At 44.5% G+C, this 15355-nt stretch carries 14 protein-coding genes; 2 read left to right on the top strand and 12 right to left on the bottom strand.

All coding sequences use genetic code 11. The features are described from left to right. Nucleotides 1-127: 127 nt before the first annotated feature. From ACYQ28_RS01580 to rlmE, 9 genes are all read right to left on the bottom strand, one after another. Nucleotides 128-637, bottom strand: coding sequence for an O-acetyl-ADP-ribose deacetylase (locus tag ACYQ28_RS01580; RefSeq protein WP_460047589.1), 510 nt, complete (start codon nt 635-637; stop codon nt 128-130). 34 nt (nt 638-671) lie between these two features. Then, a complete protein-coding gene (locus tag ACYQ28_RS01575; protein WP_460047587.1) occupies nt 672-1847 on the bottom strand; it encodes a glycosyltransferase family 2 protein in 1176 nt (391 codons plus the stop codon). Between the two features lie 2 nt (nt 1848-1849). Then, nucleotides 1850-3052, bottom strand: a complete 1203-nt coding sequence (locus ACYQ28_RS01570; RefSeq protein WP_460047585.1) for a glycosyltransferase family 4 protein — start codon at nt 3050-3052, stop codon at nt 1850-1852. 354 nt (nt 3053-3406) lie between these two features. Continuing rightward, nucleotides 3407-3856 (bottom strand): preprotein translocase subunit SecG, encoded by a 450-nt coding sequence (secG, locus tag ACYQ28_RS01565; RefSeq protein ID WP_460047584.1) that lies wholly within the window; start codon nt 3854-3856, stop codon nt 3407-3409. 105 nt (nt 3857-3961) lie between these two features. Next, nucleotides 3962-4696, bottom strand: coding sequence for a triose-phosphate isomerase (gene tpiA / locus ACYQ28_RS01560; RefSeq protein ID WP_460047582.1), 735 nt, complete (start codon nt 4694-4696; stop codon nt 3962-3964). A gap of 111 nt (nt 4697-4807) precedes the next feature. Further along, nucleotides 4808-6154, bottom strand: coding sequence for a phosphoglucosamine mutase (gene glmM / locus ACYQ28_RS01555; protein WP_460047580.1), 1347 nt, complete (start codon nt 6152-6154; stop codon nt 4808-4810). A gap of 87 nt (nt 6155-6241) precedes the next feature. Then, nucleotides 6242-7096: a dihydropteroate synthase gene (folP, locus tag ACYQ28_RS01550; protein WP_460047578.1), complete on the bottom strand. Its 855-nt coding sequence runs from the start codon at nt 7094-7096 to the stop codon at nt 6242-6244. Between the two features lie 105 nt (nt 7097-7201). Next, entirely contained in the window at nt 7202-9097 is a 1896-nt protein-coding gene (ftsH, locus tag ACYQ28_RS01545) for an ATP-dependent zinc metalloprotease FtsH (RefSeq protein WP_460047577.1), read from the bottom strand. A 424-nt stretch (nt 9098-9521) separates the two neighbouring features. After that, complete coding sequence (rlmE, locus tag ACYQ28_RS01540) at nt 9522-10151, bottom strand: 23S rRNA (uridine(2552)-2'-O)-methyltransferase RlmE (RefSeq protein WP_460047575.1); 630 nt, start codon at nt 10149-10151, stop codon at nt 9522-9524. A gap of 166 nt (nt 10152-10317) precedes the next feature. On the opposite strand from rlmE, the gene ACYQ28_RS01535 reads away from it, so the two are divergent. Beyond that, nucleotides 10318-11778 carry an ATP-binding protein gene (locus tag ACYQ28_RS01535; protein ID WP_460047573.1) on the top strand — a complete coding sequence of 487 codons (1461 nt, stop codon included), beginning with the start codon at nt 10318-10320 and terminating at the stop codon, nt 11776-11778. A 3-nt stretch (nt 11779-11781) separates the two neighbouring features. Further along, nucleotides 11782-12477, top strand: a complete 696-nt coding sequence (locus tag ACYQ28_RS01530) for a response regulator (RefSeq protein ID WP_460047572.1) — start codon at nt 11782-11784, stop codon at nt 12475-12477. A 142-nt stretch (nt 12478-12619) separates the two neighbouring features. Here the strand turns inward: ACYQ28_RS01530 and ACYQ28_RS01525 are convergent, their stop codons facing one another. The 3 genes from ACYQ28_RS01525 to ACYQ28_RS01515 are packed head-to-tail and all read right to left on the bottom strand — an operon-like array spanning nt 12620 to nt 15348. After that, complete coding sequence (locus tag ACYQ28_RS01525) at nt 12620-13126, bottom strand: RidA family protein (RefSeq protein ID WP_460047571.1); 507 nt, start codon at nt 13124-13126, stop codon at nt 12620-12622. Between the two features lie 25 nt (nt 13127-13151). Further along, nucleotides 13152-13760 carry a c-type cytochrome gene (locus tag ACYQ28_RS01520; protein WP_460047570.1) on the bottom strand — a complete coding sequence of 203 codons (609 nt, stop codon included), beginning with the start codon at nt 13758-13760 and terminating at the stop codon, nt 13152-13154. A gap of 25 nt (nt 13761-13785) precedes the next feature. After that, on the bottom strand, nt 13786-15348 hold the full coding sequence (locus tag ACYQ28_RS01515; RefSeq protein WP_460047569.1) for a flavin monoamine oxidase family protein: 1563 nt from the start codon (nt 15346-15348) through the stop codon (nt 13786-13788). Nucleotides 15349-15355 lie beyond the last annotated feature (7 nt).

Genomic DNA, 15355 nt, shown 5'->3' with positions numbered 1-15355 from the left:
AAAAGAATATAAGGTAAAGAAAAGCGACTTATTGAGAAATCAGTCAACAGCTGGATCTAGAAAAGGTTAAAAACACTATTCGCTAACATTTGTCTTCTAAATTGGATCAGGTTGAATAAATCCACTATTAACCGAGAGCTTCAAACGCTTGTTGCCAAATCAACAGTGTTTTTTTGTCGTACAAATAGAATTGAATGTCTAACACTATGAATGGCGTCGAGTTGCAAACATCAAGTGCGATGTCTGCTGCTTCTTGTAAGGGATAGCCATAAACACCACACGATACCGCAGGAAACGCAATTGATTGGCAACCGTTTTCTATCGCTAGGTTCAGAGAGTTGATATAACAACTTCGCAATAATTCCACAGGATTTGCGCAGCTGGAATAAATTGGACCAACGGTGTGAATTACGAATTTTGCCAATAAATCACCAGCAGGTGTAATCTTGGCTTGGCCAGTTTCGCAACGAACACCATTGCGCTTAGGAAATTGCCGACAGGCTTCTAGTAACGATGGGCCGGCGGCTTTGTGAATTGCACCATCAACACCGCCACCGCCCAATAAGCCTCCGTTAGCAGCATTCACGATAGCATCAACGTGAGCTTTAGTGATGTCACCTTGAATAAGCTGGATCACAAATACACCTCAGATAATAATTCTAAAACGTCGTTCAGTGTCTATCGGTTCGATTCCACGTGGTTTGTTTTTTCTCAACAAAACCTTTGTACACTCCAAGCTTGGATAATACATAAAGAGGAATATGAATTAATTCCGAAGGTTTTAAAATATGTTGTGCAGCGAGCAACCAAACAATAAATACGCTAGAAATTACAGCAAATACCAGCCATGCCACCGCTGATAATAATCCGTGTAAATCGATAAATATTTGCATAAAGGCGAAAAATAAAAACACGCCAACGGCAAACATTAACAGTAATGATAACGGCGGCACGGCTAAATCTAGGCCGAAAAGTAATAGTTTTGGGTTGGTTCGCGCAAGACTATTTTTAATTAATGGCAGCGCAAATTTTTGAATCATACCCATATGACCGTGTTCCCAACGCTCTCGCTGTTTCGCAAGAGCCGCTTCGGTTACCGGCAATTCACTTAATACAACCGCGCCGTCGTCGTATAGAGAACCCTGACCTTGGTCGGCCAATTCAATACCCAACTTCATGTCTTCAACAATTTCACCAGACGCTAAAGATACTGAGGTTACATCTCGCCACAAAAAACCCATGCCTGACCCCAGCAAAGGAATTGGCGCACCTAAAACACTTAAACCTTTGGTGCGAATTTTATTCTTAATAAAAACAGCAAATTCAGAGACCTTGGTTTTAATGCCTGCACCCTCTGGGCTTTGCAATAAATACCGTGCCTGCACCGGTTTTTGAAATTGTAAGGTTGCAGCTTTGATTCGAGCGATTGCTCTAGGCTGAACTTGGCAGTCGGCATCGACAATAATCACTACGTCGGGCGGGTTGGGCGTTAATACCTCTAATCCGTGTGATAACGCAAAACCTTTACCTCGGTCGGTTTCATGGAATCGTTCGGTAACATCGCATCCCAGTTCACGAACAATGTCGGCCGTTGAATCACTGCAATTATCAGCAATCACCAAAACTCGATCGGAATCGGCCAACTGAGGAATAATGGTGTTTAACGTATTTCGAATCACCTGCTCTTCATTATGAGCGGGAATTAAGATCACACTCGAATTTGTGTGAAATTGCTCTTCATGAACGATGGGTGCTTTATAAAAGACAGAGCAAATACACTCGATGACGAAAATCCCGAGCGGTATGGCGACAACAATAAAAATCAACCAGCATATAAGTGTTAACACCGCTAATCCTCCAATGATTTTATTGCATCCAATAATTTTTGCGCTTCTCGAACACTGTCATGCTCTTCACTAACTCGCTGAAAACCGTATTCACCTAACGCTGTAAGCTGCTCTAGAGAATGCTGAGTGATGTTTTCGATAGCGTCGGCGATTGCGTTTGCATCACCCGCAGGAATTAACCAACCACTGTTTTCATCAATTAATTCGGGTATGCCCGCAATATAGGTGGTTAAGATGGGCCGTTTACGTGCACAGGCTTCCATAATCGAAACCGGTAAACCCTCGGCAAAACTGGGTAACACCAAGGCAGAACCGTTATCAAGCTCTTCGATAATTTGCGCTGTTGAGCGCCAACCTAACAAGCTCACGTATTCTTCCAAACCGTGAACAGCAATAGTACGTTCAATTTCGGCTCTTAAGTCACCATCACCAATTAATGAAATATGTGCCGACACGCCCCGCTCTTTTAAAAGCGCCATGGCTTCAACCAATAACAGTTGGCCTTTTTGTTCACTCAACCGGCCGATATTAATAAAACGGTTTGTCGAGGTGATAGGCTTATGAGGTTTTGTAAGTAGCTCATCATCAACGGCACAGTGAACGATGGTTATTTTTTTCCAGTGTTCAAAACTGCACCAACGCATAAGCTGGCTGCGGCAAAAAGAGGTAATGGCAACAACGAACGCTGAATTTTCTATTTTTTTACCCAAAGACAGCTGAATGGGTTTATCAAACTCTTCCGGGCCATGCACGGTAAAACTGTACTTGGGGCCGCCCAATAAGCGACACAACATTACAACCGATGTGGAATTGGTTCCAAAATGGGCGTGAACATGATCGACTTGTTGCTCTTCGCAAATTCTTAAGAGTTCGCAGGCTTCGAGTAAATAAACGAAGTTATAGAGGTAGCGACTTTGATCATTAAAACCAAGCTTGATTGCTTCTATGGCAGCTTTAAAAAAACCAACAGGATCTTTAACAAGTTGTTTGAAACCGGACTTCAGTAATGATTTTTTGTTGCCCATGGCGATGCAACGGGTTTTGGCGAGTTCTCTTTTGTCGGTCTCGTCTACCAGCTCTTCTGGGGAATTACGCGCTGCAATACGAACTACGCTGGCACCGAGGGTTTCTAGCGCTAAAATTTCTCGACGAATAAACGTGTGACTGACTTTGGGGTATTGATTAACAAAATAACAAATCTTCACGTTGGAGTACTCTTATTGATCCATTGATGTTGGGGCGGGCAGTCCATTGATTTTAAATTCATGCTTAATAATACAAATGAGATACCAACTTTTATACAAGGTGTAATGCCAGAGCGCAAAACTTTTCGGAAAACTCCGAGAGTTTTTAACGAACTAAAACTGTTTGAACAATATCGACTGAAGTAAGCTGCTGAAAACAGTGTACCTAAAGCAAGTGAACTACTCTGAGCGCTCTTTAATCTCTATACTCGCTTTCATTTACAAAAAGTCGGCAGCTTGGAATTCTTTTGTAAATTTTAGACATAAAAAAAGCAGGTATTAACCTGCTTTTTCGGCAAACTATACAACTACATATCAGTTGTTTGGCGTAGACTCGGTAGAAGTCTCGTCTTCAATTACCGTTGGAATATCGGATTCAGAGGCTGTGTTTTCAGCATCATTCGCCGCATCTTCAACAACAGGAATATCAGAAGACTCTTCTTCTAACTCTACGCTTGGAATATCGGATTGTGGGATTGCTTCTAAGCTAGAACCGGCCTCTAAAAGACTTGGATCAATAAGATCTGCTGTAGATTGCTGCTTGGCTAAATAGGTTAAGCCAAATGCCAATACGAAAAATACTGCTGCCAACCAAGTGGTAAGGCGCGAAAAGAAATTACCACCGCCCTGGCTACCGAACACGGTTTGCGAAGCACCGCCACCAAAAGAAGCGCCTGCTTCGGCACCCTTGCCTTGTTGCAGCATAATTAGGCCGATAATCGCCAAGCAAATTAGGAGATAAACAACTAAAACTAAGGTTTGCATAATATTCCCATACAATTCTACAACCAAGCCAACTGCGAAATTACCATATCATCTGTATTAAACGATCAACTCAGCCCATGACTTAAAGTCACGATGGTTATTCAGTTAAAATGAGTTAGCAATTGCGCAAAAGTCGTCAGCATCTAGAGAGGCGCCGCCGACTAAAGCTCCGTCTATATCTTTTTGTGTAAATAGTTCTGCTGCATTCGCAGCTTTTACGCTTCCACCATACAACAGCGATACACTTGAACCAGCATCGGCCAGTTGTTCACGAATGGCTGCGTGCACTTCTTGTGCTTGCTCTGGGGTCGCCGTTAAACCTGTACCAATAGCCCAGATAGGCTCGTAGGCAATAACGATGCTTTTAAGCTGGTCTTCACTGAGTCGCTCAATCAAGGCTTGAATTTGTTCGGAAATTACCGATAAGGTCGCGCCTTGTTCTCGCTGCACCAAAGACTCACCCACACACGCTATTGGTGTAATGTTATTCTTCAAAGCCTGTAGGCATTTTTCAGCCACAGTTGTATTACTTTCGCGTTGATATTCGCGACGCTCAGAATGACCAACGATAACGTATTGGCAGGCAAATTCTTTGAGCATCTCAGCCGCGGTATCACCAGTGTAAGCACCATTTGCTTGGTGACTCACATCCTGAGCTCCCACACAAATACTGTCTTCATTAACGAGATCAGCCACTTGTGGCAGGTACACCGTAGGTGGACAAACAACAACTTCCACATTTGAAGGAAACGATTTTTGCTTGAGTGCACCAACAAGATCTTTGTTTTGCACTAAGCTGCCGTTCATCTTCCAATTGCCCACAACAAGAGATCTTCGCATTTTTATGGTTCCTTAAAATTGCTTATGGATCATCCAGGGCCGGCATAAAGCGGGCGCCAATACTATATGAGATAAGGTGAACTTACAATCATTGAGACTTGCGTGTGAGCCTCACGCGAGTTCGGATTCAACCACCTTGGCGAGTTTTTGTGCAACCTCGCGAACTAACATTTGGTTTTCGCCTTCAACCATTACCCGAACTAACGGCTCAGTGCCAGATGGCCTCAAGAGGACTCGGCCAGAACCCGCCAATTCGGTTTCGGCATTGGCGACGGCGAGTTTTATGTTTTCGCTGGTGTGCAACTTTTCACGCGATGGCGTTCGCACGTTGATCATCGTTTGCGGGAATTTTTTCATGCCGAGCTTGGCCTGATGCAAGCTTTTTTCCTGATGTACCAAAGCTTTTAATACTTGCAGAGCGGCGATAATTCCGTCGCCTGTGGTAGTTACGTCGTTGCAAATGATATGACCAGAAGACTCGCCACCGAGCATCCAATTTTTATCTTTCATGGCTTCGATGACGTAACGATCGCCAACCTTGGCGCGCACCAACTCTATGTTTTTTTCTTTTAGCGCAAGTTCGAGCCCTAGGTTACTCATTAAAGTACCTACCACGCCCTGACAATGGCTATTTTGTGATAATCGATGTTCAGCAATGATAAAGAGCAGTTCATCACCATCAACCAACTCGCCCTTATGATCGACCATGAGTACTCGGTCTCCATCGCCATCCAGCGCAATACCTAAATCTGCGCCGCGATTGAGCACTTCAGCTTGTAATCGCTGCGGGTGCGTAGATCCACAATCGGCGTTAATATTCAAACCATCCGGCTCTACTGCCAGTGAGATGACCTTAGCGCCGAGCTCGGTAAATACCTTTGGGGCAACGTGGTAGGTAGCACCGTTGGCACAATCTAGAACGATTTGTAGGCCCATGAGGCTGAAACCCCAAGGCACAGTACTTTTGCAATATTCAATATAACGTCCTGCGGCATCATTGATACGTCGAGCTTTACCTAGGCCCGATGCGGTCACCATGGTTTCGCTCAGCTTGTCTTCAATGGCCTGTTCAATTTCGTCATCAAGCTTGGTGCCTTCGCTATTGAAAAACTTAATACCGTTATCGTAGAAAGGATTATGCGAGGCACTGATAACAATACCTGCTTGCGCTTGCAATGTACGAGTGAGATACGCGATTGCCGGGGTTGGCATTGGCCCAAGTAACCCAACGTCGATACCTGCACTGATCAGCCCTGCCTGTAAAGCAGACTCAAACATGTAGCCGGAGATTCGAGTGTCTTTGCCGATAAGAATCTGGCGAGAACCGCCGGTCTTCGCACTTTGCTCTACCAGAACTTGACCGGCAGCCCAACCAAGGCGCAGCACAAACTCGGGCGTAATTGCACCCTCACCAACACGACCACGGATACCGTCGGTACCAAAATATTTTCTTGCCATAATAAATCAGTAGGATTAACGCTGTGTTCAGGAGTTGTCACAGCAAGCATAAAACTTAGTTAATGAACCTAATCAAAACCAGTGAAACTAGCCAGAATGCAGAGCAGTATAAATTTTAACGATATCTACCGTTTCTTTAACATCGTGCACACGCAATATTTTTGCGCCTTGGCATAAAGACTCGTAAGCCAACGCCAAGCTGCCATTCAAACGCTCACCCACCTCACAACCGGTGATTGTACCGATCATGGATTTTCGTGAAACCCCAACTAAATGAGCAAACGGTAGATCACAATACCTTTTTAGATTTCGCATCAATCGCAGGTTGTCGTCTAAGGTTTTTCCAAAGCCGAAGCCGACATCTAAAATAATCTGGCTCTTGGGTATTCCTGCCTCTGCGCAAACATCGACTCTTTTTAAAAGAAAAGTTTCGACTTCGGCTAATAAATCAAAGTATTGAGGATTAGCCTGCATAGATTGTGGCTCGCCTTGCATATGCATCAAACAAACCGCCAATCCGGTAGCTTTTGCTGCCACTACTGCACCCGGTCGTTGGAGTGCACGTACATCGTTGATTAAACCAGCACCCGCTTTTTGCGATTCGATCATAACTTCAGGTGTACTGGTATCCACGGAAATAATGGTATCAAAGTGCTGTCGAATCCAATCAACCGCCGTAACCACACGATCCAATTCTTGCTCAGTGGTTACCACATCCGATCCCGGACGGGTGGACTCACCACCGACGTCAATCAGATCAGCTCCGGCGTCAAGCATCGCTTCTACGCGCTTAAGCAACTTAGATTTATCTACAGATTGGCCTACAAATAGAGTACCACCATCGTAAAAAGAATCTGGGGTGACGTTCAAAATTCCCATGACACGCGGACATGATAAATCTAATAATTTATCGCCGCAGAGGATTGAAAGGTTCGCCTTCAAATCAGTTTCTCAGTTATGCAGAAAGTTGACTGGATTAAAAATGAAAAGCCGACGGCTGTTAACTCGTCGGCTTTTAGAGACTCTTACTCGTTATGAGAGAGTCGATTAGATGTCGGCAGGATCACCAATGGAATCCGACGAACCACCTTTAGAGGCACTTTCTTTGGGTGGTGGCGTAAAACCGCCGCCGTCACGCCAATCACGTGGAGGACGCATTTTTCGACGTGCCATCAAGTCATCAACTTGTTCGGCATCGATGGTTTCATATTCCATCAAAGCGTCTTTCATGGCTTCTAAAATATCGCGGTTATCGGTAAGAATTTGCTCAGCACGTTTGTAACATCTATCGATAATGTCACGAATTTCTTCGTCGATGGTTCTTTGAGTCCAGCCAGAATAGTGGGTATTACCCGCGCCAGGCATTCCGGCTTCGTCTTCACCATAGTGTAGCGGACCTAATTTTTCAGACAGGCCCCATTTGGTTACCATGTTCTGCGCTAGGCTGGTAGCTCGTTCGATATCGTTCGATGCACCAGTGGTAACACCTTCAAAACCAAGAGTGATTTCTTCGGCAATTCGACCACCAAACAAAGAGCAAATTTGGCTCTCGATGGCACGCTTGCTATAGCTGTATTTATCTGACTCTGGCAAGAATTGAGTCACACCCAACGCACGACCGCGAGGAATAATGGTCACTTTATGCACAGGATCATGTTCTGGAACTAAACGACCAACAATGGCATGGCCTGCTTCGTGATAGGCCGTATTTTCTTTCTCTTTTTCACTCATCACCATAGACTTACGCTCGGCACCCATAAGGATCTTGTCGCGAGCATTTTCGAATTCTTCCATGGTAACAACACGCTTGTTAGCACGAGCAGCAAAAAGAGCCGCTTCGTTAACAAGGTTGGCAAGATCGGCACCAGAGAAACCTGGAGTACCTCGCGCAACAACACTGGCTTGAACGCTTTCATCGATAGGTACTTTGCGCATATGCACTTTAAGTACTTGTTCACGACCACGAATATCTGGCAAGCCTACGAATACTTGACGGTCGAAACGACCCGGGCGCAACAGTGCTTTATCGAGTACATCAGGACGGTTGGTTGCGGCGATAACAATAACGCCTTCACTGCCTTCGAAACCGTCCATTTCAACCAATAATTGGTTCAAAGTTTGTTCACGCTCGTCGTGACCACCGCCGTGGCCGCCGCCACGATGACGACCTACCGCATCGATCTCATCGATGAAAATAATACACGGCGCTTGTTTTTTGGCTTGGTCAAACATATCGCGAACACGCGAAGCACCAACACCTACGAACATCTCGACAAAATCCGAACCTGATATCGAGAAGAAGGGCACTTTGGCTTCACCAGCGATGGCTTTGGCAAGCAAAGTCTTACCGGTTCCTGGAGGACCTGCCATCAGCACACCGCGCGGAATCATGCCGCCTAGACGCTGGAATTTAGAAGGATCGCGTAAAAACTCAACCAGTTCTTGCACATCTTCTTTGGCTTCATCCACACCGGCAACATCGGCAAAGGTGGTTTTAATTTGGTCTTCACCCAATAAGCGAGCTTTACTCTTACCAAAGCTCATTGGGCTACCACGACCGCCTGCTCCGCCCTGCATTTGGCGCATAAAGAACATGAACACAGCGATGATGATAAGAATTGGGAAGCTGGCAACTAGCAATTGCTGAAGCAAACTTGGAGAGTCCGGTTCACGGCCTTTCACAATCACGTCATGCTTGAGCAGATCGTCCATCAATTTTGGATCTTGAGCCGCTGGGCGAACAACCTTAAAAGGCTCGCCATTGGTTCTTTCACCAACGATGATTGCACCATCAAAAGTTACGGATCTGATTCGATCTGTCTGCACTTCATTAATGAATTGCGAGTAGTCGATTTCCGAACTATCGGTGGAGCTTTGAAAGCTATTGAATGTAAAAAGCAGAACGGCCGCAATAACAAGCCATAAAATCAGATTTTTAGCCATGTCGTTCAAGGATTAGCCCTCATTATAAGAATACTAATAGCCTCACTGTATGAGGTTCCAGCTGAGCTAGTGCCGTAGCGCAAGATTATAAGCATGGCATAACTAAAGCGGTTAATACCAGCGGTTTCCCGACGTTTTTTGAAATAAAAAGCTATAAGGGAAACAGTAAACACACTAAGGCGGTGTAGGTTGATACTCTAATTAGATATTCAAATTAGAGTATTTTATGATCGCTATTTCAGTGAAAACGAGCAAAGTTAGTTCACTAAAACAGTCTGTTCGGCAGATTATGTTTTCAATAGGTTTATAGCGTTTGAGTTCTACACTTCCATCGAAGCCATATTCAAGGCCTGTTACACTTTCCAGTATTTATGACCACTCTAATAAAGAAAAAGCTCCCGAGCACACGTAATTACTATCAGTTCTAAGACTTTCTACCTTTAGCCACCAGATAACATTCCCGAGAACGCGCCCGAGACGATTCTGGTTTGCGAGTGACTACGGTCTTAAAAGCGTCACGTAACTCTTTTAAATACTGATCAAAACCTTCGCCCTGAAACACTTTTACCGCGAAAGAGCCATTGGGTTTGAGAACTTGTAGTGCCATTTCAAGGGCAAGCTCGACCAAATGCATGGCTCTGGGCTGATCAATTTCGGGCATACCACTCATATTGGGCGCCATATCCGAAATTACAAGGTCTACACCTTCGTGACCATATTCACCAAGACGCTCCATAAGCTCGTCGTACACAGATTGCTCGGTAAAATCACCTTGTAAGAACTCAACACCCGCTATCGAATCCATCTCTAAGATATCTGAGGCAAAAACAACGCCGCTTTCACCGACTAACTCGACCGCTACCTGTGACCAACCGCCGGGGGCCGCGCCTAAATCGAGTACGCACATTCCAGGTTTGAACAATTTGTCTTTGCCGTGCAGTTCGAGCAGTTTGTAACTGGCCCTAGATCGGTAGCCGTCTTCTTTAGACTGCTTTACAAACTGATCGTTAAAGTGCTCTTGTAGCCACTGACCACTACTTTTTGAACGTGCCATTGTCAACTCTGTATATTTATTAGCCAATACTACAACCAATCATCGAACTACTCAATTTTTGCGTTATTGCCCTAAATGAGAAAAAAATAAGGACTCACACCTAATCCATTGGCGCAGATCACGATTCTTGTATGATGCTGTAATTGTTTCTGTGATCGTAAAGTATATGCAAATACCAAAATTCAACCTAGCGTTAAAACTCTGGCTGGTGCTGTTTTTTAGCTCAACCACGCTGGTTACCGGACTATTGTTTTGGGTTCAGTACAGCCTCGATCACGGTTTTAAGCACTATGTTGCCCGAGTTTCAGAAGCGCAAATCCAGCTTATTAAACCCAAGCTTGAGAAGATGTATAAGTATGACGATAGCTGGCAGACACTGATTGAAAATCCAAGGCGTTGGTGGAATCTACAACGCATCACTTGGTTTCAAGCATCGGGTTTAGCCAGTGAAGACGAGCTGGAAGAGCTCGAAGAAAGGCACCTTCCCCGCTCTCACAAAGATCACGATCAACGCAAGAAGCCACCTTTGCCTTTAGGTAATTTGGTGTTAGCGGATAAACACCACAATATTTTGGTCGGTAAAATTCGCGGCGATAGTGATGACAAAGATAATATTACTTGGCAAAACCTCAGCATCGATGGCAAGACCATTGGTTTCGTTGGCTTCGAAATTCCCAAGCGATTGAAATCACAATCAGAGCTGCATTTTTTACGCAATCAAACCAATAATTTTGTTGTCATTGGCTTATTAGCGTTAATTGCCTCTGCGGCCTTTGCATTTCCGTTGGCTGCCATTTTGGTAAAACCTGTTCAAAAACTGCAAAGAGCAACTGCGCGATTAATCGATGGCAAATACGACGCGCGTGTAGAAATTCGCGGCCAAGATGAAATCGCCACACTTGGAAAATATTTTAACGAGTTAGCGCAAACCCTAGAGGCAAATCGGGAGCAACGTAAACGCTGGGTGGCCGATATTTCCCACGAATTAAGAACTCCGGTTACATTTTTAAAAGGCCAAATTGAAGCCTTTATCGACGGCATTCGCAAGCCGAATAAAGACAATCTAGAAGCGCTCAATACCCATATTAATCAGCTCACACAATTAATTAATGATTTGTACCAGCTTTCTGTCTCCGAGCTAGGCGCATTAAATTATCAAAAACACGAGACCGATTTAAAAGCCTTGGTTGATCAAGTTCGAACGACGGTTGAACCCGCCTTTATAGAAAAAGGACTTAATTTGCGTTTTAGCAGTAACGTCGACTGCGTTTCAATGTTAATTGACCGTCAACGTTTCGAGCAACTGTTGCTAAATCTTTTGAATAACAGTTTGAATTATACCGACGCACCCGGACAAGTTGAGCTATTACTAGAAAGGAATGGTCGAAAACTCATGCTGGTTATCCAAGACAGTGCTCCAAGTGTTGACGCCATCCATCTGGGTAAATTATTCGATCCGCTTTATCGAGCAGAGAATTCTCGCAATCGAAATTCAGGCGGTGCAGGTATTGGTCTGGCCATTGTGAAAAATATTGTTATTGCTCACGACGGTACGATCAAAGCTGAGGTAAGCCCGCTTGGCGGTTTAAAAATTATCATTGAATTACCTTCTACTCCTGGCCAGTAATTTATGGATGAGATAAACGCGCAACATATTTTAATTGTGGAAGACGAAAAAAGTTTGTCTGGTCTTTTGCAAGACTATTTTAAAGCCTCTGGATTTAATACTGATACGATTGCGCGAGGCGATGAAGTATTAGCATGGCTTGAACACAACAAAACCAATGCGGTTATTCTTGATTTAATGCTACCAGGCCTTGATGGATTGGAAGTTTGCAAACGCATTCGCTCCAAGAGTCAATTGCCTATTTTAATAACCACCGCAAAAATTGAAGAAATTGATCGTCTATTAGGATTAGAACTGGGCGCAGATGATTATATCTGCAAGCCTTACAGCCCAAGAGAAGTTGTTGCACGAGTAAAAACCGTTTTACGCAGAACCAATCCAGACGCAAATACACAGAGCAAACCTGCAAACATTGAATTATTAACCGATCGTTGTCGAGTTCGTATTAAAGATCAAGAGATCGATTTAACGGCCACAGAGTTGGCGTTGCTTAAATTATTAATGCAAAGCCCTGGAAGAATTTATTCGCGTAACCAGATTATGGATAACATCTATTCCGATTATCGAATTGTTAGCGAAAGAACTATCGACAGTCATATTAAAAAATTACGCAAAAAACTCGATCAAGCTAACCCCGATCACAGCTATGTTCATTCGGTTTATGGCTTAGGTTATAAATTTGAACCCGATGGCGAATAGTGAACTCAGTGACAACAATTTGTGCTGAGATCAATCAGAAGAATAAGTATTTATCAAAACACTAGATTTTTATCAGTTTGCTAATCTTGAAACAAAAACGGCGACTGAAAAGTCGCCGTTTTAGCAAAAAATAGTTCGCCAATTATTTGCTGGGTTTTGCTAAAACCATTTCGATTTCAACCAACATACCAGGGCCACCGGCTAATCCAGCAATTTGAATAGCAGAGCGTGCAGGAAGGTTTGGCTGTTCTTTAGTGCCAAAGAATTGAGTGTAGGCTTTCATAAAACCTTGGAAATCCATTTTGCCGTCCATCTCTGGATCACCCACTAAAAACACGGTGAGTTTTACAGCATCGCCAAAACCTAAACCTAAATCAGCGAGTGATTGCTCGAATTTACCGAAAACACTCATCGCTTGAGTATAGGTATCACCGTAATACTCACGACTGCCTTTTTCAGCGTCTGGCTTTGCCGCAGCGGGTACTTGACCACTGTGATAAATCAATGTGGTGTCAGCGGTGACTTCTACCGCACGCGCAATGGGAAAAGTGCTGTTGTTTGGTAACGGATGACGAGTGACTTCCGCCGAGCTTAATTGCGCAAACGACAACAGTGCCGCAGAAAGTACTAGAGTCTTCTTAAGGTTCATAGAATAGATTCCTACATTATTGAATTTATAAGGTGGAAATGTACGCAACAATATTATCGATATCGTGTTCGCCACTAAGTCCTTTTGCTGCTTGTGCCATTGACGCCCCTTTTGAATCTTCGGGATGGCTACCGCGAATACCGTTTCGATAGTTAATTAATTGCTGCTTTAAATACCAATCATTTTGGATTGCCAAACTTGGCGCTCCCAGCAATTTATTGCCATCGGCTTTGCCGCCATGACAAGCCTTGCATGCAGAATAAAGCTTTTCGCCAGCTTCAACATCTCCGGTAACCGTAGCGCTGGTAGATGTTGGCACTGGTAACGATGCAACAAATTTTGCGGCTGCACTGATTTCTTTTTCAGACATTCCCGCTGCAACGGGATACATTTCGGTACCCGGTACGTCTTGCGGATGTTTACCACGCCATTCTTTTTTAAAGCTAGTGAGCTGTTTACTCACATACCAAGATTGCAAACCTGCAATTGCTGGAGCCTTGGTGCTACTGTTACCACGCAACATGGTACCGTGACAGACCGTACAAACTTGATACTGTTCAGGAATAACTTCTAATTTTTCTGCGCCTGCCATTGTCGATGCCGCTACCAATACCGCGCCAGATACTAATTTCATTACAAACTTCATTGAATCGACTCTCTTAAGCGTTTAGTTCGGTAACCAAATTACTGAAATGCGCTAGGGCATTGTGTGCAGAGGCCAAGGCGCCCTCTTGCCAACCAGAATGTCGAGACACCTGATCACCAATCATAAAGTGGCGACCAACTGGCTTGCCCAAAATGGCTAATACCTCGTCTTCTTTACCTTCAGGTAAACGCGCGCTGCATCCCATCATGTGATTCATTCGTGCCCACATAACGCTTGCACCGGCTTCAATGTAGCTGGAGTAATTTTTATGGATCTTGTCACCAGCTGCGGCTGCCATAGACAAACGATCTTCTAGATCCATGGCTTCGATTTCCATGGCCTCAGAATCTACCCAAGAGTAAGCACCCAGCATCACACCTTTTTCGGTATTGATATCGTGCGACGGATACCAAAGCTGGCGAACTTTTTGGTTGGTGTAGCTGATCCCACCGTAAATGCCTTCATCTTCCCAGAAACGTTTCTTCATTTGGAAAGCAATCTTAAACAAATGACCTCGACCAATACTGCCTAGAGCCTGCGCGTATTCAGACGGCAAATTGTTGTCGATACCATTCATCAGGTGAGCAGGAATATTATTGAAACAATAATCGGCTTCTAAGGTTTTAATTTGGCCTTCATGTTGGAAGCTAATTTTTACGCCGCTATCGGTAGTCTGCACAGACTGTACTTGTGCTTTCAATAAAATTGGCGATTTGATGGCTCGTTTGAAACCTTCCACCACTTGATCCATACCGCCAATGGGCTCCATAACAGGTGCCGCCCAATCATAGGGCTCACTTGCCATCACAGCCGAGCGCCACGTCTCAGATTGGAGCATTTCTTTGAAGTCTAAAACATCGTTGGTTTCAACATGTTCAAGCATTCGATCGCGCTTAGAGCCGGCACGCTCGGTACCTTGATAAATGCCGGTATCCGCTAGATCACCGTACATTTTTGAAAAGCCAGAAAGGCGTTCTATATCTTCTTTCGATAATTCTTTATCGAACGCACCTGCTTTAACGCCTTTTTCAACGAGCTCTGACATAAAGCCGCGAGTATCGGAAATAATTTGCCCAATACGAATAGGCTTACCGCCGAAGGCGTTGGTGTCGTGGCAGTAGGCCAAACGGCTTTCGTTGGCACGAACATGAAGAGGCACACCCAGCGTTTTACAGTAACCTAAAAGGCGTCGGTGATGCCCAGGAATCCTAGCGGGACCGGTGTTGAAATACAGATTAGGGTCTTTATCAAACTTACAGTAATTGGGACGACCCAATTCATCAATAAGATCGCCGGAACGAAGCGTTAAATTACGACCGCCAACACGGTGAGAGGCGTCTAAAATTGTGCACTCATAACCGGCTTTTTCGAGTTCGTAGGCACAACATAAACCCGCAATACCGCCGCCCAAAATCAATACTTTCTTTTTATTCCCGGTAGCCGGTTTTAAATTAAGTGGCGCGCCTTGCGCAGGAGCAGCCACCAAGCCAAGCGCATACGCCGTGTTATAAACTGCCGTAGTGCCGCCAATTGATGCCATCAAAAGCAGTAATTTCCGCCGAGACAAGTTTTTCATACTACCG

This window comes from Sessilibacter sp. MAH1 (assembly GCF_054658315.1).
This window is presented reverse-complemented; position numbering and strand designations above follow the sequence as displayed.

Coding starts and splice junctions, on each gene's coding strand:
- ACYQ28_RS01515 (WP_460047569.1), bottom strand. CDS start 15,348: ATGAAAAACTTGTCTCGGCGGAAATTACTGCTTTTGATGGCATCAATT.
- ACYQ28_RS01535 (WP_460047573.1), top strand. CDS start 10,318: ATGCAAATACCAAAATTCAACCTAGCGTTAAAACTCTGGCTGGTGCTG.
- ftsH (WP_460047577.1), bottom strand. CDS start 9,097: ATGGCTAAAAATCTGATTTTATGGCTTGTTATTGCGGCCGTTCTGCTT.
- ACYQ28_RS01525 (WP_460047571.1), bottom strand. CDS start 13,126: ATGAACCTTAAGAAGACTCTAGTACTTTCTGCGGCACTGTTGTCGTTT.
- secG (WP_460047584.1), bottom strand. CDS start 3,856: ATGCAAACCTTAGTTTTAGTTGTTTATCTCCTAATTTGCTTGGCGATT.
- glmM (WP_460047580.1), bottom strand. CDS start 6,154: ATGGCAAGAAAATATTTTGGTACCGACGGTATCCGTGGTCGTGTTGGT.
- tpiA (WP_460047582.1), bottom strand. CDS start 4,696: ATGCGAAGATCTCTTGTTGTGGGCAATTGGAAGATGAACGGCAGCTTA.
- rlmE (WP_460047575.1), bottom strand. CDS start 10,151: ATGGCACGTTCAAAAAGTAGTGGTCAGTGGCTACAAGAGCACTTTAAC.
- ACYQ28_RS01530 (WP_460047572.1), top strand. CDS start 11,782: ATGGATGAGATAAACGCGCAACATATTTTAATTGTGGAAGACGAAAAA.
- ACYQ28_RS01520 (WP_460047570.1), bottom strand. CDS start 13,760: ATGAAATTAGTATCTGGCGCGGTATTGGTAGCGGCATCGACAATGGCA.